Here is a 22,613-nt window from a genome sequence, read left to right on the forward strand (position 1 = left end):
CTGAGTCGAAAGACGTTCCGCTCCCGTTGAAAACCCGGTGCGCGGCGAACCCGGCACGTTGCAAACCCGGCGCTCGCAGCCGATGAAGGCCGCATAAGGAGCATTCATGCAGATACCCGAGATCACCGCACCGACGATTGCGATCGCCGGCACGAACGACCGCTTCCCCGTCCGCCGTATCTTCTGCGTCGGCCAGAACTACGCCGATCACGCCCGCGAGATGGGATCCGACCCCGATCGCCAGGAGCCGTTCTTCTTCTCCAAGCCGGCGGACGCGGTCGTCGCCAGCGGCACGACCCTGCCCTTCCCGCCACAGACCGAAGACCTGCATCACGAAGTCGAACTCGTGATCGCGCTCGGTGCCGGCGGCAAGAATATCAGCGTCGACGATGCCGCCGCGACGATCTTCGGTGCGGGCGTCGGCATCGACCTGACGCGGCGCGATCTCCAGGCGGTGGCCAAGAAAGCGGGTCGACCTTGGGACATGGCGAAGGGCTTCGATCGCTCAGCCCCCGTCGCCGCGCTCACGCCGGGCATTCCCGCGACGACGGGCAGCATCGCGCTGACCGTCGACGGCGAGACCCGTCAGTCGGGCGACCTGTCGATGATGATCTGGAGCGTGCCGGAGATCATCGCGACGCTGTCGACCTTCGTCGAACTGGCCCCGGGCGACTTGATCTTCACGGGCACCCCCGCCGGCGTCGGCGCGATCCAGCGCGGACAGACCGTGCGCGCGACGATCGAAGGATTCGACCCACTCGAGGTGACATTCGCCGCCTGATCGACCATCGTCCGGATTATAAGAGATAATAAACAGGGGATTGCATGCCGGACACGCATGATACAGCCGCCGACGGCTTTCTGAGCAGGGCACGCACCGTCGCCGCGCCCGGCTTCAACCGGTGGCTGGTGCCTCCGTGTGCGCTGGCGATCCACCTGTGCATCGGCATGGCGTACGGGTTCAGCGTGTTCTGGCTGCCGCTGTCGCGCGCGATCGGGATTTCGGACCCGGTCGCCTGCCCCAACCTCTCGCTGGTCGGCGCGCTGACCACGACGACCTGCGACTGGCGCGTGAGCGATCTCGTCTGGACGTACACATTGTTCTTCGTCGTGCTCGGTGCCGCCGCCGCGATCTGGGGCGGTTGGCTCGAACGGGCCGGGCCGCGCAAGGCCGGCATCGTCGCGGCATTCTGCTGGTGCGGCGGCATGGGCATCGCCGCGATCGGCATCGCGACGCATCAGTTGTGGCTGATCTGGCTCGGGTCGGGCGTGATCGGCGGGATCGGGCTTGGACTCGGGTATATCTCGCCGGTGTCGACGCTGATCAAGTGGTTTCCCGATCGGCGCGGGATGGCGACCGGCATGGCCATCATGGGCTTCGGCGGTGGTGCGATGATCGGCGGACCGCTCGCCGACCTGTTGATGAAGCATTTCGCGAGCCCCACCGGGGTAGGCGTGTGGCAGACGTTCCTCGTGCTGGCCTGCGTCTATTTCGTGTTCATGATGGCCGGCGCGATCGGCTATCGCGTACCCGCCGAGGGCTGGGCGCCCGCGGGCTGGACCGCACCGACCAGCGCGAAAGCCTCGATCAGCCGCTTCAACGTCGCCTTGTCGAACGCGCACCGCACACCGCAATTCTGGCTGGTGTGGCTGGTGCTGTTCTTCAACGTTTCCGCGTCGATCGGGATCATCGGCATCGCCTCGCCGATGTTGCAGGAGCTGTTCGGCGGACGCTTGATCGATGCGCCGGGCGTGCTGTTCACCGCGTTCGACGACGATCAGAAAAAGGCGGCGGCGGCGGTCGGCGCAGGGTTCGTCGGTGCGATCAGCCTGTTCAACATCGGCGGACGGTTCTTCTGGGCATGGCTGTCCGATCGGATCGGGCGCAAGCCGTTGTTCGCGACGATCCTGGTGGCGGGCGCGCTGCTCTATGGTCTGGCGGCACCGGCACTCGCCGGTACGACGCTCGGCCTGTTCATCCTGGTCTTCTGTATCCTCGCGTCGATGTACGGCGGTGGTTTCGCGACCGCGCCTGCGTATCTCGCCGATCTGTTCGGGACGAAATATGTCGGTGCGATCCATGGCCGGTTGCTGACCGCCTGGTCGACCGCCGGCGTTGTCGGGCCGCTGCTCGTCGCCAACATGCGCGATCGTGCGATCGCGGCCGGCGTGCCGCGTGGCGATATCTATCCACCGATCTTCTGGGTGCTGGCGGCGATGCTGGTCGCGGGGTTCGTCGCGAACCTGTTCGTGCGGCCGGTCGCCGCCAAGTTCCACATGCCAGCGGACGACCGGCCGATCGCGGTCGAGACGGTGGCCGGCGGGACGGTCGCGGCGGACGCCGGCACCTCGCCGGTCGTTGTTTTCGCGTGGCTGGCGGTCGGGCTGCCGATCCTCTGGGGGATCTACATGACGCTGTCGAAGGCGTTGATCCTGCTCAAATAAGGCGCAACCTATCCGCGCCGGCATGGGTTGCCCCTGTTCACTCTACACAGGAGCAACCCATGGCCGACCGGCTCACCATGCAAGATCCGCGCACGCAATATCCACAGCCCCCCTTCCCGCAACAGCCGCAGGAAGCGCCGGGAATCGCGTCGAAGATGGACCCGAAGCCTGATCACGGCGAAACGAGCTACAAGGGCTCGGGCAAGCTGGCGGGGCGCAAGGCGCTGATTACCGGCGGCGACAGCGGCATCGGCCGTGCCGCGGCGATCGCCTATGCGCGCGAAGGCGCCGACGTCGCGATCGTCTATCTCGCCGCCGAGGAGGCCGACGCGAAGGAAGTCGTTTCATTGATCGAGGCGGAAGGGCGCAAGGCGCTCGCGCTGCCGGGCGACGTGAAGGACGAGGCGTTCTGTCGCGCCGCGGTCAAGCAGACGGTCGACGCGTTCGGCGGGCTCGACGTGCTGGTCGTCAACGCCGGGCGCCAGCAGACGCGGCCGACCGTCGCCGATATCTCGACCGACGATTTCGACAAGACGATGAAGACGAACGTCTATGCGCTACACTGGTTCGTGCAGGCGGCCGTCCCGCACCTGCCCGCTGGCGCGGCGGTCATCACGACCGCGTCGGTGCAGGGCTATGATCCGTCGGACAATCTGCTCGACTATGCGACCACCAAGGCGGCGATCGTCGCGTACACCAAGGGCCTCGCCAAGCAGCTGATCGAGAAGGGCATCCGCGCCAACGTCGTCGCGCCGGGGCCATTCTGGACGGTGTTGCAGCCAAGCGGCGGTCAGCCGCAGGAGATGGTCGAGACGTTCGGGTCGAAGAGCCACTTCGGGCGTCCGGGCCAGCCAGTGGAGATCGCCCCGGTATATGTCCTGCTCGCCTCGCAGGAGGGGAGTTACATCACGGGTGAAGTCTACGGCGTCACCGGCGGTGCGGGCGTAGCCTGACCACAAATCCTCCCCCGCAAGGGGGAGGTGGCACCGAAGGTGACGGAGGGGGAGGAAAACGCAACGTTCGTTACCCGTACCTCCCCCTCCGTATGGCAAGTGCCAGCTACCTCCCCATGCCGGGGGAGGATTAGCGGACAAAGCGCCCGCTTCCACATCGCTATTGCACATCGTTATCAAATCTGTACCTGTGTGCCGGTGACCAGCCGGCAGCACCTTTCTTCTGACATCGTCGTCCCCCGCGCATGACTCGCGGCACGATCAAGACCTGGTATCTGGTCCATAAATGGACGAGCCTGATCTGCACGGCGTTCCTGCTGATGCTCTGCGTGACCGGTCTTCCGTTGATTTTCGAAGAGGAGATCGACGGCTGGTTCAACCCACCCGCGGCCATGGCGACGTTGCCGGCAGACACGCCGTCGCTATCGCTCGACGCCATTCTCGACCGCGCGGCGAAGGCGGTCCCCGGCGAGGTTCCGCTCTATATCAGCTTCGAAGAAGAGCGGCCGATCGTCTACGTCACCACCGGTCCAACGCCCGATGCGGTTCCCGCGGCGATGCATTTCCTCGCCTTCGACGCGCGTACGGGCGCGAAGATGCCGCCCTATGTCCCGGGCGTGATGGCGTTCATCCTCGAACTGCACACCGACATGCTGCTCGGCTTCTGGGCGGAAATATTCCTCGGCGTGATGGGCCTGTTGTTTTTCGCCGCGATCGTCTCGGGCGTCGTGCTCTACGCTCCGTTCATGGCCAAGCTCGACTTCGGCACGTTGCGGCGCGGCCGTAGCAAGCGGCTCGGCTGGCTCGATCGCCACAATTTGCTCGGCATCGTCACGCTCGTCTGGGCGAGCGTCGTCGGCATTACGGGGACGATCAACACGTTCGTCGTGCCGATCACCGCCATCTGGAAGGCGAATGGTCTCGCGGAGATTATCGCCAGCGAGACGCGGACGCCACTCGGGTCTCAGCGCGCATCGGTGCAATCCGCGCTCGACGCGGTGCAGCGCAAGGCGCCCGACATGAAGCCGCAGTTCATCGCCTTCCCCGGCGTCGTCTTCAGCAGCCAGCACCATTACGCCGTGTTCCTGAAGGGCGCGACGCCGCTGACGTCGAAGCTGTTACTGCCGGGCTTCGTCGATGCCGCGACCGGACGGCTCGACGCGGTCGTGCCGATGCCCTGGTACATGCAGGCGATGCTGCTCGCACAGCCGCTGCATTTCGGAAATTACGGTGGCCTCGCGATGAAGATCATCTGGGCCATCTTCGACATATTGACGATCATCGTGCTCGGCAGCGGGCTGTATCTTTGGCTGCGTCGTCGCGGCGGTCCGAGCGACCAGCGCGTCCGCGAAGTCGTGATGGCGGGAGAAATCGCATGACTCACAAGACCAATAGCCAGATCTTCGCGCTCCCGATCCTGCTCGGCGTGTCGACCGTCGCGGGGCTCGGCGCTGGACTGATCGGCGACGGAGTCTGGGACGTCGGTGCAGGCCTGCTGCTCGCGCTGCCGCTGATGGTGACCGGCCGCTACTGGGTCCGCACACCCGGACCGGCGCAGAGCCGCCAACAACTGCAGACTGCGCCGATACGGCGATGACGCGGAGCCGGCGTGATACCGGCTCCACGCTAGTTTCAGATTGTCGCAGCCGGGCGAACGACGTCAGGTCGCGGGCGTAACTTGCCGGGTTGGCGCGGTTGCCTGCGCGTCGATGGCGGGAGCAACCGGCGCCGGAGTGACCGCACCGTTAGCCGTTGGCGGCGGAGGAGCCACGCCGACAGGCGGCGGCGGAGCACCTGGGCCGCTGGGACCATCAGGCCCATCACGGCCGGGGCCGTCACGTCCTGGGCCATCACGTCCTGGGCCACCAGGACCGTGCGGGCCACGCGGCGGGCCACCAACCGGGCCGAGCGCGGTCACCTTGCCACCGGGCGCCACGAGGAACGAGGCGTGGACGAAGCCATCCTCGAACCAGCCCTGGATCGTCACCGGCTGACCGACCGCGACCAGGTTGCTGCCTTCGCCCTCCCGACCGAGATCGACCAGTGCGCGACCGGTGCGATCGGCCATCACGAACTTGTTGCCATAGGTCTCCGCGACGGTGCCGCGGATCGTGACGATCCCGTCGGACTGGAGCGACCGGATCGCGATCGGGGTGGCGGGTGCCATGGTCACGCTCGGGCGCGTGGCGGCGACGGTGACGGCACCGGCTGCACCACCGACCACCAGCAGACCGGCCGCGGCGAGCGCCAGACGGTTGCGGCGGAGATTCAAGCGCGTGTTCGGCGCGGGGTGGGAATGTTCGGTCATTCGTCGTTCCTCTCATTGGTTGACGAATCACCGTCTAGGCGACCGCTCCCGACGCACGCTGAACCAAGCCGTTCAGATTCCGTTGGGGTCTGAGGCGTAGGGACAGGCGCATGAGGGTATTATTGGTCGAGGACGATGCGGCGATCGCCGACGGGCTGGCGCGAGCGTTGCGCGCGGAGCATTTCGCGGTCGACGTCGTGAACAATGGCGAGGATGGCGGCCATCTGGGCGCAACCGAACTCTATGACGCGGCGGTGCTCGATCTCGGCCTGCCCAAGCGCGACGGGCTGTCGGTCTTGCGCGACTGGCGTGCGGCGGGGCGCGACCTGCCCGTCCTGATCCTGACCGCGCGCGACGGCTGGTCCGAGAAGGTCGAGGGCTTCAAGGCGGGCGCCGACGACTACGTCGTGAAGCCGTTCCGGGTCGAGGAAGTGGTCATGCGGCTCCGCGCGCTGGTCCGTCGCGCGGCCGGTCATGCCGCATCGCGCGTCACCTGCGGACCGCTGACGTTCGACGCACAACTCGGCACGTTCGAGTTGAACGGCCTGCCGCTCAAACTCACCGCCTTCGAATGGCGCGTCCTCTCAGCCCTAATGCTCCGCCGCGAAGTTGTCATTGAACGCCACGACCTAACCAACCGCGTCTACGAACACGACGCAGACGTGGATTCGAACTCGATCGAGGTGATCATCGGCCGGCTGCGGCGGAAGATCGGTGCGCAGATGATCGAGACGGTGCGCGGCCGTGGGTACCGGCTGACGGCGGACGGGGCGTGATGACCATGTCCACCACCCCGGCGAAGGCCGTGGCCCAATTGGGGGACGTCGCTGATGGAGCGCAGTCCGCCATTATAAAAACCTTTCTAATTGGGCCCCGGCCTTTGCCGGGGTGGGATCTGGCTGTCGGATCGCTATACCTAGATGGGCGCCCGTGATGAACCGCTTCCGCCTCATTCCCCGATCGCTCTTTGGCCGAATGCTCGTCATCGCAGGGCTGTCGACCGGGCTCGCGCTGCTGTTCGCGGGAGTGACGATCGGTCATGTCCTCGAACGCTTCGTCACGCGCGGGCTCGACGAGCGGCTCGACGCGCAGGTCGCGGTGCTCGCGCGCGCGGTCCGTCCCGATGCTACGCTCGACCAAACCCTTGCGGTCGACCTGCCCGAATTCGGCGTCCCCGGCTCCGACTGGGCATGGCAGGTCGAAGGCCCCGCCGGTCGCTTCGACAGCGGCACGACCCGCCCCCTGCCCCCCATCACAGCCCCGGCCCCCAAGCCGGCGCCACCGATCAAGGTAATACCTCCCGCCACGCAACCCGATCCCCGGCGGCCTCATCCTCCCGGCCCCGGCGGCCCCGAAGATCACGCGCTCCACGCCGGTGACACGCGCGATCGCAGCGGCAATCGCCTCCACTCCCGCACGATGGACGTCGCCACGTCGCGCGGCGCTGTGACGATCACCGCCATCGGACCCCGCCGGATTGTCGAGGAACCGCTGCGCGAGGCGATGATCCCGTTGCTCGGATCGCTGGCACTTCTCGGCGTCGGGCTCGCGCTTGCGACGCTCGTGCAACTCCGTTTTGGCCTACGTCCCTTGCGCGATCTCCGCACGTCGCTCGCCGCCGTTCGCGCCGGTACCGAGCGCCATGTCCCCACCGACCAACCCGGTGAACTGCAACCGCTCGTCACCGAACTGAATGCGCTGATCGACCAGAACGCCGCGGGTCTCGCCCACGCGCGCCAGCACGTCGCCAATTTGGCGCACGGCCTGAAGACGCCCCTCGCCGCCCTCTCGCTGAAGCTCGCCGCGGCAGGCGCCGACGACGAGGTCCGCGACATGGCCGACCAGATCGACCGCCGTGTCCGCCATCATCTCGGCCGGGCGCGCGCCGATGCTGCCGGTACGGGCACGCGGACGCAGACCGCGGTCGCGCCAGCGGTGGTCGATCTCGTCGTAGTGATGCGCCGAATCCATGCCGAACGGCCATTGACCATCGAAATGCGCATGCCCGACGGCCTGAGGGTGGCGGTCGATCCGCAAGACCTTGACGAGATGATGGGCAATCTTCTCGATAATGCTTGGCGGCACGCGAAATCCGCAATTTCAGTAACGGCGGCGGCGGACGGGGGACTCGCGTCGATTGTCATTGCCGATGATGGCCCCGGACTGACCAAGGCAGCGGTGGCGCAAGCGATGTTGCCCGGCCGCCGTCTCGACGAAGGCGACGAGGGCTATGGCTTCGGCCTGTCGATCGCTCGGGAACTCGCCGAACTGAACGGCGGCACCTTGTCGCTAGGCCCGTCGGTAACGCTGGGCGGACTGCTCGCCTGCCTCACGCTGCCGATCCGCGGCCCGGGCTAAAGCGACCGGACGGTCACCGGCGCCGGCGCTGCCTTCGCCAGCGTGTTGCGCAGCGGCAGCGTGAAGGGCGCGGCCTCGATCTCGAACACATCGCCCTCCTGCGTCATCACGCCTTCGCTGAACGACAAGGTTGCGGTGCCGAAGAAGTGGACGTGGATGTCGCCCGGCCGGCGAAACAGGTCGTATTTGAAATGATGCGCCTCGAGATTGGCGATCGTATGAGACATGTTCGCCTCGCCCGACAGGAACGGCTTTTCCCAGAGCAGTGCGCCGTCGCGGTGAATGCGGCTCATGCCCTCGATATGGTCGGGGATCGCGCCCGTCAGCAGTTCGGGACCCAGCGCTGCCTGACGCAGCTTTGAATGCGCGAGCCAGAGGTAATTGTGCCGCTCGGTAACGTGATCGCTGAACTCGTTGGCGAGGCACAGGCCGAGGCGGAACGGCGTGGCGTCGGGCCCTATCAGGTAGATCCCGGCAAGCTCTGGTTCCTCTCCGCCATCCTGCGCGAAGGCCGGACTGATCAGTGCGCCGCCGGGGCCGACCAGACCCAAACCGTCACCCTTGTAGAACCATTCGGGCTGCTGCCCGGTCTCGCCGGCTTCGGGCTTGCCGCCTGCGACGCCGTCGAGAAACATCCGCATCGAATCGGTAAGCGTATCGGCGGCTTGCGCGGCCCGGTGCATCTTGTCGCGACCTTCCGCGGAGCCGAGGTGGGTCAGCCCCGTGCCGGTCATGATCAGATGGGCGGGATCGTCATGATCGATCGGCGAGATCAGGCGGCCGGCGGCAAGCTCGGCGGCGATGTCAACCGCCGCACCGGTACCGCATCCTTGGACCGCCGCCGCGAGATCGGTGCCATCGGCAATCGCACGAGCCGCGAGATCTCGAACGCTGTTCACGCCCACGACCATGTTCGCGCCCGCATCGGTCGCGGCGATTACCGACCGCGTTCCGTCCGCCGCGCGATGCTGCAATAGGCGCAATCTGGTCACTTTTACTTCTCCTGCTGACGAACGACAGCAATACCCTATTACTCTGACTTAATACAGCCGAACTAGTCGGCAGATTAGCTGATTGTCAGGCCGACTACGCATTTTAAGAGACTGCGCGTCGCCGTTAATTATCAGACCACGGTAGGGCGTCATTTTAGCGCTCAGCGCGTCGCCTGCTCCGGCAGCGCACTGGTAGTCCGGGAGCCCCAAACCGCGTAGAACAACACGTAGAGTTCACACGCCGCGGTCAGCAGGAACGAATTCTGCAAGCCGTAGGTATCGGCGAGCCATCCCTGCACGATGACCAGCGCGCCTCCGGCAATCGCCATGATCAGCAGGCCGGAGCCCTCTTCGGTCAATGGCCCCAACCCTTTAATACCGAGCGTAAAAATTGTCGGGAACATGATGGAGTGGAACAACCCGACCGAGATCAGCGCCCACATCGCGACATGGCCAGTGGTGAAGGTTGCGACGAGCATGACGACGCAGGCACCGATGCTCGCAAACGCCAGCACGCGTTCGGCCGGAATCGTGCGCATCACGACACTGCCGATCAGCCGCCCAACCATCATCCCGCCCCACAGGACGAACAGGTAATGCGATGCCTGCTCATGCGTCAGGTTACCGATATTCGGCTGACTGACGAAGTTAATGAACAGGTTGGCGACGCCAATCTCGGCTATCAGATAAATGAAGATCGCCGGGATGCCGAACACAAGATTGCGATGCGACCAGAGCGACTGCCCCTTGCGGTCCGCCTTGGCCGAACGCTGCGTCGACGAACCCATTGCCGGCAGCGGGAAGCGCGCGATCACGATCGCGAGCACGACGAGCACGGCAGCGACGATCAGATACGGCAGCACCACCGACTGCGCGTCGGCTACTCGCTCGGCCTGCGTCAGTACTGCGGTCGAACCGGCGGCAGCAGTGCCAGAGGTCGAACGCCCCAGGATCAGATAGCCGCCGAACAACGGCGCCAGCGTCGCGCCGGCCGAGTTGAACGCCTGCACTAGGTTCAGGCGCGACGACGCGGTTTCCGGCGGACCAACGACGGCCACGTAGGGGTTCGCCGCGACCTGAAGCAGGGTGATGCCGCTAGCGATCACGAACAACGCTATCAGCGTAACGCCGTAGGAAGGTAGCCGCGCGGCGGGCACCATCATCAGTGCGCCGACCGCCATCAGGCCTAGCCCGAACACCATCGCGCGCTGATACCCGACCCGCTCGATCAGCTTGGCGGATGGAATGGAGGCGAAGAAATAGGCGATGAACCAGACGCTTTCGATCAGCGTGGTCTGCGTGTAGCTAAGGTCGAACACGCTGCGCAGGTGCGGCAGCAGCGTATTGTTGATGACCGTGATGAAGCCCCACATGAAGAATAGGCTGGCTAGCAGGGTGAGCGCAGAGCGGTAGCCCGAGGCATGCACCGCTCCGGCGTCAACGGGTTTTTGCGTCTGTATCGGCATCGCCATAGTCGTTCCATCCTCCGTGCCGTGTCGGCGACCGCAACAGTCTTTTCCCGCAAGGCTTGCCCAGAAATATATTGTCCGACTATATAGCCGCACAAGGCGCGTCAACGGCGCCGAGCGATTAGGGACGGGAACCGGAATGCGCGCAATCGGAAAAACGGGGATCATCGTGGCAACCTTGCTGGCAGCGCTTTCGGCGCACACAGCCGACGCGGCCGAGGCGAAGCGCTCGCCCGCCGGCACGCTCAAGGACGGCACCGCGATCGAGACGGTGACACTGAGCAACGCGCACGGCGTATCTGCGCGCATCCTGTCTTATGGCGCGACGCTGCAGTCGTTGATGGGGCCCGACCGCGGCGGTAAGATCGCCGATGTCGTGCTCGGCTATGACGACCTCGCATCCTATGTCGATCATCCCAATTTCTTCGGCGTGACGGTCGGTCGTTTCGCCAACCGCATCGCCGGTGGCCGCTTCACGCTCGACGGCAAGTCGTACCAGCTGCCGCTCAACGACAAGGTCAATTCCCTCCACGGCGGCGGCCAGGGCTTCGACAAGGCTGCCTGGAAGGTCGTGTCGATAGAGAGTGGTCCGACCGCGACGCTTGTGCTCGGCCACCGCAGCCCCGACGGCGAATCGGGGTATCCCGGCAACCTCGACGTCACGGTTACCTACACGCTCGACGAAGCCGGCAACCTTGGCATCGCTTATGATGCGAAGACCGACAAGCCGACGGTCGTCAACATGACCAACCATGCGATCTTCGATCTTGGCGGCGAAGGTTCGGCGATGGGCGCGAACGGCCACCGGCTGACGATCCCCGCAAAGGCGATCACGCCGGTCGACGACAAGCTGATCCCGACCGGCGCGCTGCAACCGGTTCAGGGTACCGTGTTCGATTTCCGTAACGGCCGGATTGTCGGCGAAGGCATTCGCGACGGCCGCGACCAGCAGATCCGCTACGGCCATGGCTACGACCATAATTTCGCGCTCGACAAAGGGCTGACCGCCAAGCCCGAACTCGCGGCCCGCCTCGAAGACCCCGTCTCGGGCCGCGTGCTCGACGTACTTTCGACTGAGCCGGGCGTGCAATTCTATACCGGCAACTTCCTCGACGGCACGTTTATCGGCAAGCAGGGTCATCTGTACCGGATGGGGGACGGCATCGCGCTCGAACCACAGAAATTCCCGGATGCGCCGAACAAACCGAACTTCATCTCCGCGCGCGTCGATCCGGGCAAGCCGTATCATCACGCGATGATCTACCGCCTTTCCGTCGCGCGCTGACCGCAGCGCGCCGACATCCGATCTCCAGAAAGTCTCCCGATGACCGACTTGCCCCCCCTTCCCCAAAAGCTTCGCTCGCGCGCGTGGTTCGACAACCCCGAGAATATCGACATGACCGCGCTTTATCTGGAGCGCTATCTGAACTTCGGGCTGTCCCTGGAGGAACTGCGATCTGGCAAGCCGATCATCGGTATCGCGCAGACCGGCAGCGACCTGTCGCCGTGCAACCGCCACCATCTCGTGCTCGCCGAACGCCTGCGCGAAGGCATCCGTGAAGCCGGCGGCATCGCGCTCGAATTTCCGGTTCATCCGATCCAGGAAACCGGCAAGCGCCCGACCGCCGGGCTCGACCGCAACCTTGCCTATCTGGCGCTGGTCGAGGTGCTGTACGGCTATCCGCTCGACGGCGTCGTGCTGACGATCGGTTGCGACAAGACCACGCCCGCCTGCCTGATGGCGGCGGCGACCGTGAACATTCCGGCGATCGCTCTGTCCGTGGGCCCGATGCTCAACGGCTGGCACAAGGGCGAGCGCACCGGCTCGGGCACGATCGTGTGGAAGGCGCGCGAGCTGCTCGCGACCGGCGCGATCGACGACGAGGGCTTCATCAAGCTCGTCGCGTCGTCTGCGCCGTCGACCGGCTATTGCAACACGATGGGCACCGCGACGACGATGAACAGCCTTGCTGAAGCGCTTGGCATGCAGTTGCCTGGTTCGGCGGCGATTCCCGCGCCGTACCGTGACCGCCAGGAGGTCGCGTACAAGACCGGCAAGCGCATCGTCGATATGGTTTCGGAAGATCTGAAGCCGTCCGACATCCTTACCAAGGAGGCGTTCCACAACGCGATCGTCGTCAATTCGGCGATCGGTGGTTCGACCAACGCGCCGATCCACCTTGCCGCGATCGCGCGCCATATCGGCGTCGACCTGCCTATCGACGACTGGCAGACGCACGGTCACAAGGTGCCGCTGATGGTGAACCTCCAGCCCGCCGGCGAGTATCTGGGCGAGGATTATTACCATGCGGGCGGCGTGCCGGCGGTGGTCGCCGAGCTGATGAAGCAGGGACTGATCCACGAAGACGCGATGACCGCCAACGGCAAGACGATCGGCGACAATTGCCGGACGGCGACAATCGAGGACGAGCGCGTCATCCGGCCGTTCGCGACGCCGTTGCTGGAGGATGCCGGGTTTATCGTGTTGCGGGGCAATTTGTTCGACTCGGCGATCATGAAGACCAGCGTGATCTCGCCGGAATTCCGCGAGCGCTATCTGTCGAACCCGGACGATCCCGAGGCGTTCGAAGGCCCCGCGGTCGTGTTCGACGGGCCGGAGGATTATCACCACCGGATCGACGATCCCTCGCTCGGGATCACGACCGACACGTTGTTGTTCATGCGTGGCGCCGGCCCGATCGGCTATCCGGGCGCGGCTGAGGTCGTGAACATGCGGCCGCCGGCGTATCTGATCCGGGAGGGGGTTCATGCGCTTCCCTGCATTGGCGATGGGCGACAGTCGGGGACGTCGGGCTCACCTTCGATCCTCAACGCATCGCCTGAGGCGGCGGCGATGGGGGGGCTTGCGCTGATCCGGACCGGCGACCGGGTTCGCATCGACCTTGCCAAGGGATCGGCCAACGTGCTGATTTCCGACGAGGAACTCGCCGAGCGGCGCCGCACCCTTACCGCAGACGGCGGCTATGCCTTCCCGCGTTCGCAGACGCCTTGGCAGGAAATCCAGCGCGCCACCGTCGGCCAGATGGAAACCGGTGCGATCCTCGAAGGTGCGGAGAAGTATCAGCGGATCGCGCAGACGATGGGCCTACCGCGCGACAATCACTGAGGCACGCCAGCGCGCCGCTCGATCAGAGCGGTGCGCAGGCACTGGCAGACGATCTCGTCGCGCTGGTTGATCAGGCGGTGCGTGAAGGTGACGATACCTGCGTTCGGGCGCGACTTGCTCGTCTTGAGGTCGGTCACTTCGGTCTGGCAGCGCATCGTGTCGCCGATGAACACCGGCTTCGGATGCACCAGCTTGTCGTAGCCGAGATTGGCGACCAGCGTGCCGAGCGTCGTCTCGCCTACCGACAACCCGACCATCAGCGCGAAGGTGAAGGTGCCGTTGACGAGGATCCGGCCGAACTCGCTGGCCTTTGCCGCCTCGATATCGAGGTGCAGTGGTTGCGGGTTGTGCGTCATGGTCGAGAACAGGAGGTTGTCCGTCTCGGTCACGGTGCGGCGGATCTCGTGCTCGATCCGGTCGCCGATGCTCCAGTCGTCGTAATAGCGGCCTGCCATGATCTTCTCCTCGTTCCCCGGCGAAGGCCGGGTCCAGTTGGGCTAGGTCGGCGATCGGGCGCCAACGTCCTCCAACATCCACCTTTCCACCTGGGCCCCGACCTTCGCCGGGGAACAGTCAGTCGTCAGCCTTGCCGATCTTGGCAAGCACGGTGCCCTCGGTCACTTGTCCCCCAACCACCGCGGCAAGCGCCTCGACCGTCCCATCGAACGGTGCGGTCAGGGAGTGCTCCATCTTCATCGCCTCCAGCGTGATGAGCTTTTGGCCCTTGGTGACCGTATCGCCCGCCGCCACGTCGACCGCGATTATGCGGCCGGGCATGGGGGACAGGATCGCTCCGTCGGCTGCTGCGCCAGCCGCCACGCCCGATGCACGCCAGGGCTTTAGCTGCCAAGTCTGGCCGGCTTCGGAGATCAGCACGTCTTCGAACGCGGGCATCGTCCCGGCCTGTCCGTCGAGTTCGACCTCAACCGGTTCGCCGTCCAGCAGGAACGTCGCGCTGCGGCGGGGGGCTGCGTTGAGGCGGAAGCCCGCGATCGGATCGGTGGATACCAGCGCGCCGGCGGCCTCGGTGATAGCCTCTTCGGTCGGGTGCGTCGGCGGCATGAGCGCGTCGCCTTCGCGGGCGATCAGGCCGGTGTCGAGCGTGCCGGCAACGAAGTCTGGGTGGTCGAGCGCCTCGACCAGGAACCCCGCGTTGGAGCGTACCGGCCAGACCACGGCGCCGTCGAGCGCGTCGGCCAAGGTTTCGCGCGCGGTCTCGCGGTCTTCGCCCAAGGCGATCACCTTGGCGATCATCGGGTCGTAGAAGGGCGAGATTTCCGCGCCCTGCTCGACCCCCGTATCGACGCGAGCGGCGGTGCCGAGATCGAACCGCTCGAGCGTGCCAATGGAGGGCAGGAACCCCTTGGCGGGATCCTCGGCATAGAGCCGTGCTTCCATCGCCCAGCCGTCGATCGCCAGCTCATCCTGACGTTTTGGCAAAGGCTCGCCGCTCGCGACGCGGAGTTGCCATTCGACCAGATCCTGCCCGGTGATCTCTTCGGTGACCGGGTGCTCGACCTGGAGCCGCGTGTTCATTTCCATGAACCAGATGCGGTCGGCGCGGAGGCCTTCGCTGGCGTCGGCGATGAACTCGATCGTGCCGGCGCCGACGTAGTCGACCGCCTTGGCCGCTTTCACCGCGGCGGCGCAGATGGCTTCGCGGGTCGCTTCGTCCATGCCGGGTGCGGGGGCTTCCTCGATCACCTTCTGGTGGCGGCGCTGGAGCGAGCAGTCGCGTTCGAACAAATGGACGACGTTGCCGTGGCTGTCGCCGAAGACCTGCACCTCGATGTGGCGCGGCGAGAGGATGTATTTTTCGATCAGGACGTCGGTGTTGCCGAACGACGAGGCCGCCTCGCGCTGGCACGAGACGAGCGCGTCGGCGAACTCAGCGGCGGTATCGACCCGGCGCATGCCCTTGCCGCCGCCGCCGGCGACCGCCTTGATGAGGACGGGGTAGCCGATCGCGTCGGCCTCGGCCTTGAGACGCTCGGGGGACTGGTCTTCGCCCAGATAGCCGGGGGTTACGGGGACGCCGGCGGCGATCATGCGCTGTTTCGCGGCGTCCTTGAGGCCCATCGCGCGGATGCTGTCGGGGTTGGGGCCGACCCAGATCAAGCCGGCGTCGAGAACGGCCTGGGCGAAGTCGGCATTCTCCGAGAGGAAGCCGTAGCCGGGGTGGATGGCCTCGGCGCCGGTCTGCTTCGCGGCGGCGATGATGCGATCGCCGACGAGGTAGCTTTCGCGCGCCGGGGAGGCGCCGATGTGGACGGCTTCATCGGCGTGGCGGACGTGGAGCGCGTTCGCGTCGGCGTCCGAATAGACCGCGACGGTGCGGATGCCGAGCGCCCTCGCGGTGCGGATTATGCGGCAGGCGATCTCGCCGCGATTGGCGATCAGGAGCGATTCGATCATCGGTTCAGCCGAGTGAAGTATAGAAAGTATAGATGCCCACGCGATGTATACTTCGTGTTGGAAATGGCGTCGCGGGGTCGGGTTTCGGCGGACGGGATCGGCTGTTTCAGCATGGCGATCCCGGCATAGGCCGATGCGGGCGGTGTAGGACAGAGCATCTCAGTTCGCGCAGCCGGTGGTGCGCTTCGACCAGGTGATGTTGGCGATCTTCCAGCGGCCCGCTTCGCGGACCATGTCGAAATGGTCGGTGCCGCAATGCGCGACCTTGCCGTCGATCGTGAAGACGTAGGGCGACCAGACCATCGCGATGTCGCCGTCGATGTCGATTGCGGGATCGGTGAGGCGTTCAGCGTAGCGCTCGGGGCCGGGTTTCAGGCTGGCGGCGAACTCGGGCCAGCTCGTGCGGCGGATGCTGCGCGTGCCGTCGGGCTTTTCCTCGGCGACGGTTGCGCCGCCGTCGGGGCGGACCTGCGCGAGGATCGCCTGGCCGTCGCGGGCGGCGAGCGCGGCGAAGAGCGCGTCGATCGGGACCATGACGCCGGCCTCTTCGGTTATTACCGCGGGCGGCAGGCCGGTGCCTTTGACGATCGGCTGGACCGGGGTGACCTGGCCAGCGGCGAGCAAAAGTGACAACAGGATCATCGGGTTACATCCTGAACACGCCGAACGCGGGGCGTTCGGGGATGGGAGCGTTGAGCGTCGCGGCAAAGGCCAACCCCAGCACGTCTCGCGTCTGGGCGGGATCGATGATGCCATCGTCCCACAGCCGCGCGGTGGCGTACCAGGGGTTGCCCTCGTCCTCGTATTTCTGGCGGACGGGTGCCTTGAAGGCTTCGGCCTGTTCGGGCGTCCAGCTTTCGGCGTCGCGGTGGACGGTGGCGAGCACCGACGCGGCCTGCTCGCCGCCCATCACGCTGATCCGGCTGTTGGGCCAGGTGAACAGGAAGCGTGGCGAATAGGCGCGGCCGCACATGCCGTAATTGCCCGCGCCGAAGCTGCCGCCGATGAGGACGGTGATCTTCGGGACGGTCGCGGTGGCCACCGCGGTGACGAGCTTGGCACCGTGTTTCGCAATGCCTTCCGCCTCGTATTTGCCGCCGACCATGAAGCCCGAGATGTTCTGGAGGAACAGCAGCGGGATCTTTCGCTGGCAGGCTAACTCGATGAAGTGCGCGCCCTTCTGCGCGCTCTCGCTGAACAGCACGCCGTTGTTGGCGAGGATCGCGACGGGGATACCCCAGATGTGTGCGAAACCGCAGACGAGGCTGGTGCCGTAGAGCGCCTTGAACTCGTGGAACTCGCTGCCGTCGACGAGGCGCGCGATGACTTCGTGAACGTCGTAGGGCGCGCGGACGTCGCTGGGGACGATGCCGTACAGGTCTTCGGGGGCGAATTTCGGCGGGCGGGGCTGCTGGAGATTCACCGCGGTCTGCGCCTGCGGTTGCAGCGTCGAGACGATGTCGCGGACGATCGTCAGCGCGTGCTCGTCGTTCTCGGCGACATGATCCACGACGCCCGAGCGGCGGCCGTGCGTGTCGGCGCCGCCGAGCTCTTCCGCGGAGATGACTTCGCCGGTCGCGGCCTTCACGAGCGGGGGGCCGGCGAGGAAGATCGTTCCCTGCCCGCGGACGATGATCGTCTCGTCGGACATTGCGGGGACGTAGGCGCCGCCCGCGGTGCAACTGCCCATGACGCAGGCGATCTGCGGGATGCCGAGCGCGGACATCTGCGCCTGGTTGAAGAAGATGCGGCCGAAGTGATCGCGGTCGGGGAAGACCTCCGCCTGGTGCGGCAGGTTCGCGCCGCCGCTGTCGACGAGGTAGATGCAGGGGAGCCGGTTTTCCTGCGCGATTTCCTGTGCGCGGAGGTGTTTCTTGACGGTGAGCGGGTAGTAGGTGCCGCCCTTCACGGTCGCGTCGTTGCACAGGATCACGCACTGGCGGCCGGAGACGCGGCCGATGCCGGCGATCATGCCTGCGCCGGGGACTTCATCGTCGTAGAGGCCGTTGGCGACGAGCTGGCCGATTTCGAGGAAGGGCGAGCCGGGGTCGAGGAGGCGTTCGACGCGGTCTCGGGGGAGGAGCTTGCCGCGGGCGGTGTGGCGGTCGCGGGACTTGGCGTTGCCGCCGAGGGCTGTGCGGGCGACGTCTTCGCGGAGGGTTTCGGCGAGGGCGCGGTTGTGGGTCGCGTTTGCGCGGAAGGTTTCGCTGTCGGGGGAGAGCGCGGAGGTGAGGACGGGGGCGGTCACTTAACCCTCTCCCCTTGGGGGAGAGGGAAGGAGGAGCGCAGCGACGGGAGGGTGAGGGCACGCTCGAGGTGCGCACGTGCCCTCACCCTCCCACCCGGCTGCGCCGTGCGGGCCCCTCCCTCTCCCCTGCAGGGAGAGGGGTTTGGTGTGGCCATCACTGCGCCACCTTGGGGGCGGCGCCGATGAGTTCGCGGCCGATCAGCATTCGGCGGATCTCGTTGGTGCCAGCACCGATGTCGAGCAGCTTGGCGTCGCGCATGAAGCGTTCGACCGGCCAGTCCTTGGTGTACCCTGCCCCGCCTAGTGCCTGGATCGATTCGAGCGACACCTTCACCGCGCTCTCGCTCGCCAGCAGGATCGCGCCGGCCGCATCGAACCGCGTGGTCTTGCCCGCATCGCACGACTTGGCGACCGCGTAGACATAGGCGCGCGCCGAGCTGAGCGCGACGTACATGTCGGCGACCTTCGCCTGGATCAGCTGGAACTGGCCGATCGCCGTCCCGAACTGCTTCCGCTCGCGCACATACGGGATGACCACGTCGAGGCACGCCTGCATGATGCCGAGCTGGATGCCAGCCAGCACCGCGCGCTCGTAGTCGAGGCCCGACATCAGCACGCCGACGCCGCCATTCTCGGGGCCCATGACGTTCTCGAACGGGACTTCGCAGTCGGTGAAGACGAGCTCCGCGGTCGGCGACCCACGCATGCCCATCTTGTCGATCTTCTGGCCGATCGCGAAGCCTGGCATGTCCTTCTCGATCAGGAACGCGGTGATGCCGCGCGAGCCCTCGCCAGTCTTAGCGTAGACGACCAGCGTGTCCGCATAGACGGCGTTGGTGATCCAGAATTTCGTGCCGTTGAGGACGTAGCCGGTGTCGGTCTTGACCGCCTTGAGCTTCATCGAGACGACGTCGGAGCCCGCGCCGGCTTCGGACATGGCGAGGCTGCCGACATGCTCGCCGGAGACGAGCTTGGGGAGGTATTTCGCTTTTTGCTCGGGGTTGCCCCAGCGGCGGATCTGGTTGACGCACAGGTTCGAATGCGCGCCGTAGCTGAGGCCGATCGAGGCGGAGGCGCGCGAAACCTCCTCGACCGCGACGACGTGTTCGAGATAGCCGAGGCCGAGGCCGCCAAACTCTTCCTCGACGGTGATGCCGTGCAGCCCGAGTTCGCCCATCGCCGGCCACAGCTCGCGCGGGAACCAGTCGTCGGCGTCGATCTTCGCGGCCAAGGGCGCAATCTTGTCGGTGGCGAAGCGGTGCGTGCTCTCGCGGATCATGTCCGCGGATTCGCCGAGCGCGAAATCGAAATCGGGTATCATGCAGCCTCTTCAGACCTTGTGTTGCGACCATGATACCCGGTCGCGGGCCCCAAGAGAAATTGATACGACCGAACACATGCGATAGATCACGTCTATGGTCGGATCATGATCGAACGCTATGTTCTGCGCTATTTTCTGGCAGTCGTCGACCAGGGCAATTTCACGCGCGCCGCCGCCCAATGCCGGATCTCGCAGCCGACGCTGTCGGTCGGCATCGCCAAGCTGGAGGCTGCGCTCGGCCAGACGCTGTTCCTGCGGACCAATCGGCGGATCGAACTTACCCCCTCGGGCACGCGGTTCGCGGTGCATGCGCGGCGGATCGAAGCCGAGTTTGCGGCTGCCGAGCGGGATTTGCAGGACAGTGCTCCGACAAAGCTCGTCCGCATCGGAGTCGCGACGACGCTGCCGCCGTCCTGGATCGCCGCGGCATTGGGCCGAGCGCGGCGAGCCTCCACCACCGAACGCCTCGAAGTGGTCGAAGGACGCAGCAGCGAACTCGTCGCGTTGCTCGACCGCGGCCGGATCGACGTGATGCTCGGCGCGATCGGCGACGATGCGCGGGGACGCGTGCTGTTCGAGGAGGGTTTCGCGGTCGCGGTGGCGAACGACCATCGCCTCGCAGGTCGCGCCACGCTCGCGGTCGCCGACATCGCGGAGGAAACGATGATCGTCCGCCGCCACTGCGAAGCGCTGGCCGAGACGAGCCGCTTCTTCACCGCGCGCGGCGTCCGTCCGTTCATGGCCGCCCGCACGGTAAGCGACGACCGCGCGCTGACCTACGTCCGCGCGGGGCTAGGTATGACGGTCATGCCGCTGAGCTTTGCGAGCGAGGGTATCGCGATGATCCCGCTGACCGGCTTCGACCCCACGCGCCGCGTCGGCCTGCTGGTGGCGAACGATTCCGCCTCGCGCATCGAAGGAAGCGTCATGGTCGCGGCGATCGAGGAGACGTTCAGGGACCTGCACGCGACGCGCACCGGTACCGACGATCTCATCTGACGCTGTGTGAAAAACTGTCCCGGCGTACCGGTCATCAACGGAAATGGTGGAGCCGAGGGGGATCGAACCCCTGACCTTTCGCATGCCATGCGAACGCTCTCCCAGCTGAGCTACGGCCCCATTCCCGTTGGGAGGCGGGTCACTAACCGGACCCGCCCGGGTTGGCAAGCGGCGTAAATGCCGCCTGCCAAATTTATTCCGACACGTCGCTGTGGATCAGCGCTCGTGTTCGTCCTGCGGCGTCTCGACGCCGAGGTCGTCGTCGCCGCCGAGATCGACTTCGTCGTCCGCCGACGGCTCTTCGTCCTCGCCCGTGATCGAGGCGATGTCCTCTTCCTCGTCACCCTCGAGATCCGCGTCGGGCTTCTTGGTGTCGGGCTTGGCGACCTCGAACGGCAGCGGCTGCTTCGACTTCAGGATAGGCTCGGGCTCCCACGCATACCCGCATTCGATGCAGGTCACGGGGTCGGCTTTTTCGAGGTCGTAGAAACGCGTCGCGCATTTCGGGCACGAACGCTTCGTGCCCCATTCCGGCTTGATCATGCCGATAGAACCTTTCGGATGAATGGATTGCGGGGGGATACCCTCGCAAAGTGGGCGCGCCTTGCCATAGCGCAAGGCCACTGTCAAAAGCCCGGCCCCATGGCACACCCCCTCCCCCAGCCGCTCGACGTCGTCGCGCGCGGTCCTTTGACCGGTTCGATCGCGGTCCCCGGCGACAAGTCGATCAGCCACCGCGCCTTGATGTTCTCGAGCCTCGCGGTCGGCACCAGCCGGATCGAAGGTCTGCTGGAGGGCGAGGATGTGCTCGCCACCGCCGCCGCGATGCGCGCGATGGGGGCTACGATCGAGCGTGGCCAGGATGGGATCTGGACGGTCGACGGCGTTGGGGTCGGCGGGTTGCTCCAGCCCGAGACCGCGCTGGAGATGGGCAATTCGGGGACGTCGACGCGGTTGCTGATGGGGCTGGTGTCGAGCCATCCGATCACTTGCACCTTCACCGGCGATGCCTCGCTGTCGGGGCGGCCGATGGGGCGGGTGATTGAGCCGTTGTCGCAGATGGGGGCGGACATAACGTCGTCGCCGGGCGGGCGACTGCCGTTGATGGTGCGCGGGATGTGCCCGGCGGTCCCGATCGAATACACGCTGCCGGTCGCATCGGCGCAGGTGAAGTCGGCGATTTTGCTCGCGGGGCTCAACACGCCGGGGGTTACGAGGGTGATCGAGCCGGTCGCGACGCGCGATCATAGCGAGCGGATGCTGACGGGGTTCGGCGCGAAGCTGACTGTCGAGGAAACCGAGGCCGGGCGGATCATCTCGATCACCGGCGAAGCGGACCTGAAGCCGCAGGACATCGTCGTGCCCGGCGATCCTTCTTCGTCGGCGTTTTGGCTGGTAGCGGCGTCGATCGTGCCGGGGTCGGATATCGTTGTGCGCAATGTCGGGCTTAACCCGACGCGGATCGGGATTGTCACGGCGCTGCGGATGATGGGCGCGGATATTACCGAGCTCGACCCACGGATCGTCGGTGGCGAGCCGGTCGCGGATCTGCGCGTCCGGCATGCAGCCCTGACCGCGATCGAGGTGCCGGCCGATCTCGCGCCGAGCATGATCGACGAATATCCGGTGCTGTTCGTTGCCGCCGCGTTCGCGACCGGGACGACGATCGCACGCGGCGCGCACGAGTTGCGGGTGAAGGAATCGGACCGGATCACGACGATGCGGATCGCGCTCGAAGCCTGCGGGGTTCCTTGCGAAGAGTATGAGGACGGCATGGCGATCACCGGGTCGGGCGGCGCAGCGATTCGCGGGGGCGCTCGGGTGGCCTCGAAACTCGACCACCGCATCGCAATGAGCATGGTCGTGGCTGGACTTGGCGCCGCTGAGCCCATCACGATCGATGATGTATCGCCGGTGGCGACGAGCTATCCCGTGTTCTTCCGGTCGCTCGATGCGCTTACCGGCCGGGGGAATTAAG

General features: G+C 66.0%; 20 protein-coding genes and 1 tRNA gene. 11 read left to right on the top strand and 10 right to left on the bottom strand.

The features are described from left to right. Positions 1-106 precede the first annotated feature (106 nt). From U1708_RS14275 to U1708_RS14295, 5 genes are all read left to right on the top strand, one after another. Entirely contained in the window at positions 107-781 is a 675-nt protein-coding gene (locus tag U1708_RS14275) for a fumarylacetoacetate hydrolase family protein (RefSeq protein WP_332746506.1), read from the top strand. A gap of 44 nt (positions 782-825) precedes the next feature. Continuing rightward, the gene (locus tag U1708_RS14280; RefSeq protein ID WP_332746507.1) at positions 826-2,445 is read left to right on the top strand and encodes an OFA family MFS transporter; all 1,620 of its coding nucleotides are present in this window, start codon (positions 826-828) and stop codon (positions 2,443-2,445) included. A gap of 59 nt (positions 2,446-2,504) precedes the next feature. Further along, entirely contained in the window at positions 2,505-3,398 is an 894-nt protein-coding gene (locus tag U1708_RS14285) for an SDR family oxidoreductase (protein ID WP_332746508.1), read from the top strand. A gap of 245 nt (positions 3,399-3,643) precedes the next feature. Beyond that, positions 3,644-4,777 (top strand): PepSY-associated TM helix domain-containing protein, encoded by a 1,134-nt coding sequence (locus tag U1708_RS14290; protein ID WP_332746509.1) that lies wholly within the window; start codon positions 3,644-3,646, stop codon positions 4,775-4,777. Further along, positions 4,774-4,995 (top strand): hypothetical protein, encoded by a 222-nt coding sequence (locus tag U1708_RS14295; RefSeq protein ID WP_332746510.1) that lies wholly within the window; start codon positions 4,774-4,776, stop codon positions 4,993-4,995. The genes U1708_RS14290 and U1708_RS14295 overlap by 4 nt, the downstream gene beginning before the upstream one ends. A 63-nt stretch (positions 4,996-5,058) precedes the next feature. Here the strand turns inward: U1708_RS14295 and U1708_RS14300 are convergent, their stop codons facing one another. Beyond that, a complete protein-coding gene (locus U1708_RS14300) occupies positions 5,059-5,706 on the bottom strand; it encodes a hypothetical protein (RefSeq protein WP_332746511.1) in 648 nt (215 codons plus the stop codon). Between the two features lie 110 nt (positions 5,707-5,816). On the opposite strand from U1708_RS14300, the gene U1708_RS14305 reads away from it, so the two are divergent. Beyond that, positions 5,817-6,482: a response regulator gene (locus U1708_RS14305; protein ID WP_332746512.1), complete on the top strand. Its 666-nt coding sequence runs from the start codon at positions 5,817-5,819 to the stop codon at positions 6,480-6,482. A gap of 157 nt (positions 6,483-6,639) precedes the next feature. Continuing rightward, positions 6,640-8,064: a sensor histidine kinase gene (locus U1708_RS14310; protein WP_332746513.1), complete on the top strand. Its 1,425-nt coding sequence runs from the start codon at positions 6,640-6,642 to the stop codon at positions 8,062-8,064. Here U1708_RS14310 and araD1 read toward each other — a convergent pair. Beyond that, on the bottom strand, positions 8,061-9,056 hold the full coding sequence (araD1, locus tag U1708_RS14315; protein WP_332746514.1) for an AraD1 family protein: 996 nt from the start codon (positions 9,054-9,056) through the stop codon (positions 8,061-8,063). The genes U1708_RS14310 and araD1 overlap by 4 nt on opposite strands. Positions 9,057-9,217: 161 nt before the next feature. Continuing rightward, entirely contained in the window at positions 9,218-10,528 is a 1,311-nt protein-coding gene (locus U1708_RS14320; RefSeq protein WP_443030053.1) for a sugar MFS transporter, read from the bottom strand. A gap of 136 nt (positions 10,529-10,664) precedes the next feature. Here U1708_RS14320 and U1708_RS14325 point away from each other — a divergent pair, with 136 nt between their 5' ends. Both U1708_RS14325 and U1708_RS14330 read left to right on the top strand, forming a co-directional pair. Beyond that, the gene (locus U1708_RS14325; RefSeq protein WP_332746516.1) at positions 10,665-11,810 is read left to right on the top strand and encodes an aldose epimerase family protein; all 1,146 of its coding nucleotides are present in this window, start codon (positions 10,665-10,667) and stop codon (positions 11,808-11,810) included. 39 nt (positions 11,811-11,849) lie between these two features. Then, positions 11,850-13,652, top strand: coding sequence for an IlvD/Edd family dehydratase (locus U1708_RS14330; protein ID WP_332746517.1), 1,803 nt, complete (start codon positions 11,850-11,852; stop codon positions 13,650-13,652). On the opposite strand, the gene U1708_RS14335 is transcribed toward U1708_RS14330, so the two are convergent. From U1708_RS14335 to U1708_RS14355, 5 genes are all read right to left on the bottom strand, one after another. Continuing rightward, a complete protein-coding gene (locus tag U1708_RS14335; protein ID WP_332746518.1) occupies positions 13,646-14,107 on the bottom strand; it encodes a MaoC family dehydratase in 462 nt (153 codons plus the stop codon). The genes U1708_RS14330 and U1708_RS14335 overlap by 7 nt on opposite strands. Before the next feature lie 118 nt (positions 14,108-14,225). Continuing rightward, positions 14,226-16,067, bottom strand: a complete 1,842-nt coding sequence (locus tag U1708_RS14340) for an acetyl/propionyl/methylcrotonyl-CoA carboxylase subunit alpha (protein ID WP_332746519.1) — start codon at positions 16,065-16,067, stop codon at positions 14,226-14,228. A 159-nt stretch (positions 16,068-16,226) separates the two neighbouring features. Then, complete coding sequence (locus U1708_RS14345) at positions 16,227-16,709, bottom strand: nuclear transport factor 2 family protein (RefSeq protein WP_332746520.1); 483 nt, start codon at positions 16,707-16,709, stop codon at positions 16,227-16,229. 4 nt (positions 16,710-16,713) lie between these two features. Then, positions 16,714-18,315 carry a carboxyl transferase domain-containing protein gene (locus U1708_RS14350; protein WP_332746521.1) on the bottom strand — a complete coding sequence of 534 codons (1,602 nt, stop codon included), beginning with the start codon at positions 18,313-18,315 and terminating at the stop codon, positions 16,714-16,716. 154 nt (positions 18,316-18,469) lie between these two features. Next, the gene (locus tag U1708_RS14355) at positions 18,470-19,636 is read right to left on the bottom strand and encodes an isovaleryl-CoA dehydrogenase (RefSeq protein ID WP_332746522.1); all 1,167 of its coding nucleotides are present in this window, start codon (positions 19,634-19,636) and stop codon (positions 18,470-18,472) included. A gap of 105 nt (positions 19,637-19,741) precedes the next feature. Between U1708_RS14355 and U1708_RS14360 the strand changes: the two genes are divergently transcribed. Continuing rightward, a complete protein-coding gene (locus tag U1708_RS14360) occupies positions 19,742-20,635 on the top strand; it encodes a LysR family transcriptional regulator (protein ID WP_332746523.1) in 894 nt (297 codons plus the stop codon). 44 nt (positions 20,636-20,679) lie between these two features. Here the strand turns inward: U1708_RS14360 and U1708_RS14365 are convergent. Both U1708_RS14365 and U1708_RS14370 read right to left on the bottom strand, forming a co-directional pair. After that, a tRNA-Ala gene (locus U1708_RS14365) sits at positions 20,680-20,755 on the bottom strand. A 96-nt stretch (positions 20,756-20,851) separates the two neighbouring features. Then, positions 20,852-21,178 carry a TIGR02300 family protein gene (locus U1708_RS14370; RefSeq protein WP_031395784.1) on the bottom strand — a complete coding sequence of 109 codons (327 nt, stop codon included), beginning with the start codon at positions 21,176-21,178 and terminating at the stop codon, positions 20,852-20,854. Positions 21,179-21,277: 99 nt separating this feature from the next. Here U1708_RS14370 and aroA point away from each other — a divergent pair, with 99 nt between their 5' ends. Then, positions 21,278-22,612 carry a 3-phosphoshikimate 1-carboxyvinyltransferase gene (gene aroA, locus U1708_RS14375; RefSeq protein WP_332746524.1) on the top strand — a complete coding sequence of 445 codons (1,335 nt, stop codon included), beginning with the start codon at positions 21,278-21,280 and terminating at the stop codon, positions 22,610-22,612. The last annotated feature ends 1 nt before the right edge of the window (position 22,613 follow it).

The organism is Sphingomonas arabinosi (genome assembly GCF_036663715.1).
Taxonomy (GTDB): Bacteria; Pseudomonadota; Alphaproteobacteria; order Sphingomonadales; family Sphingomonadaceae; genus Sphingomonas.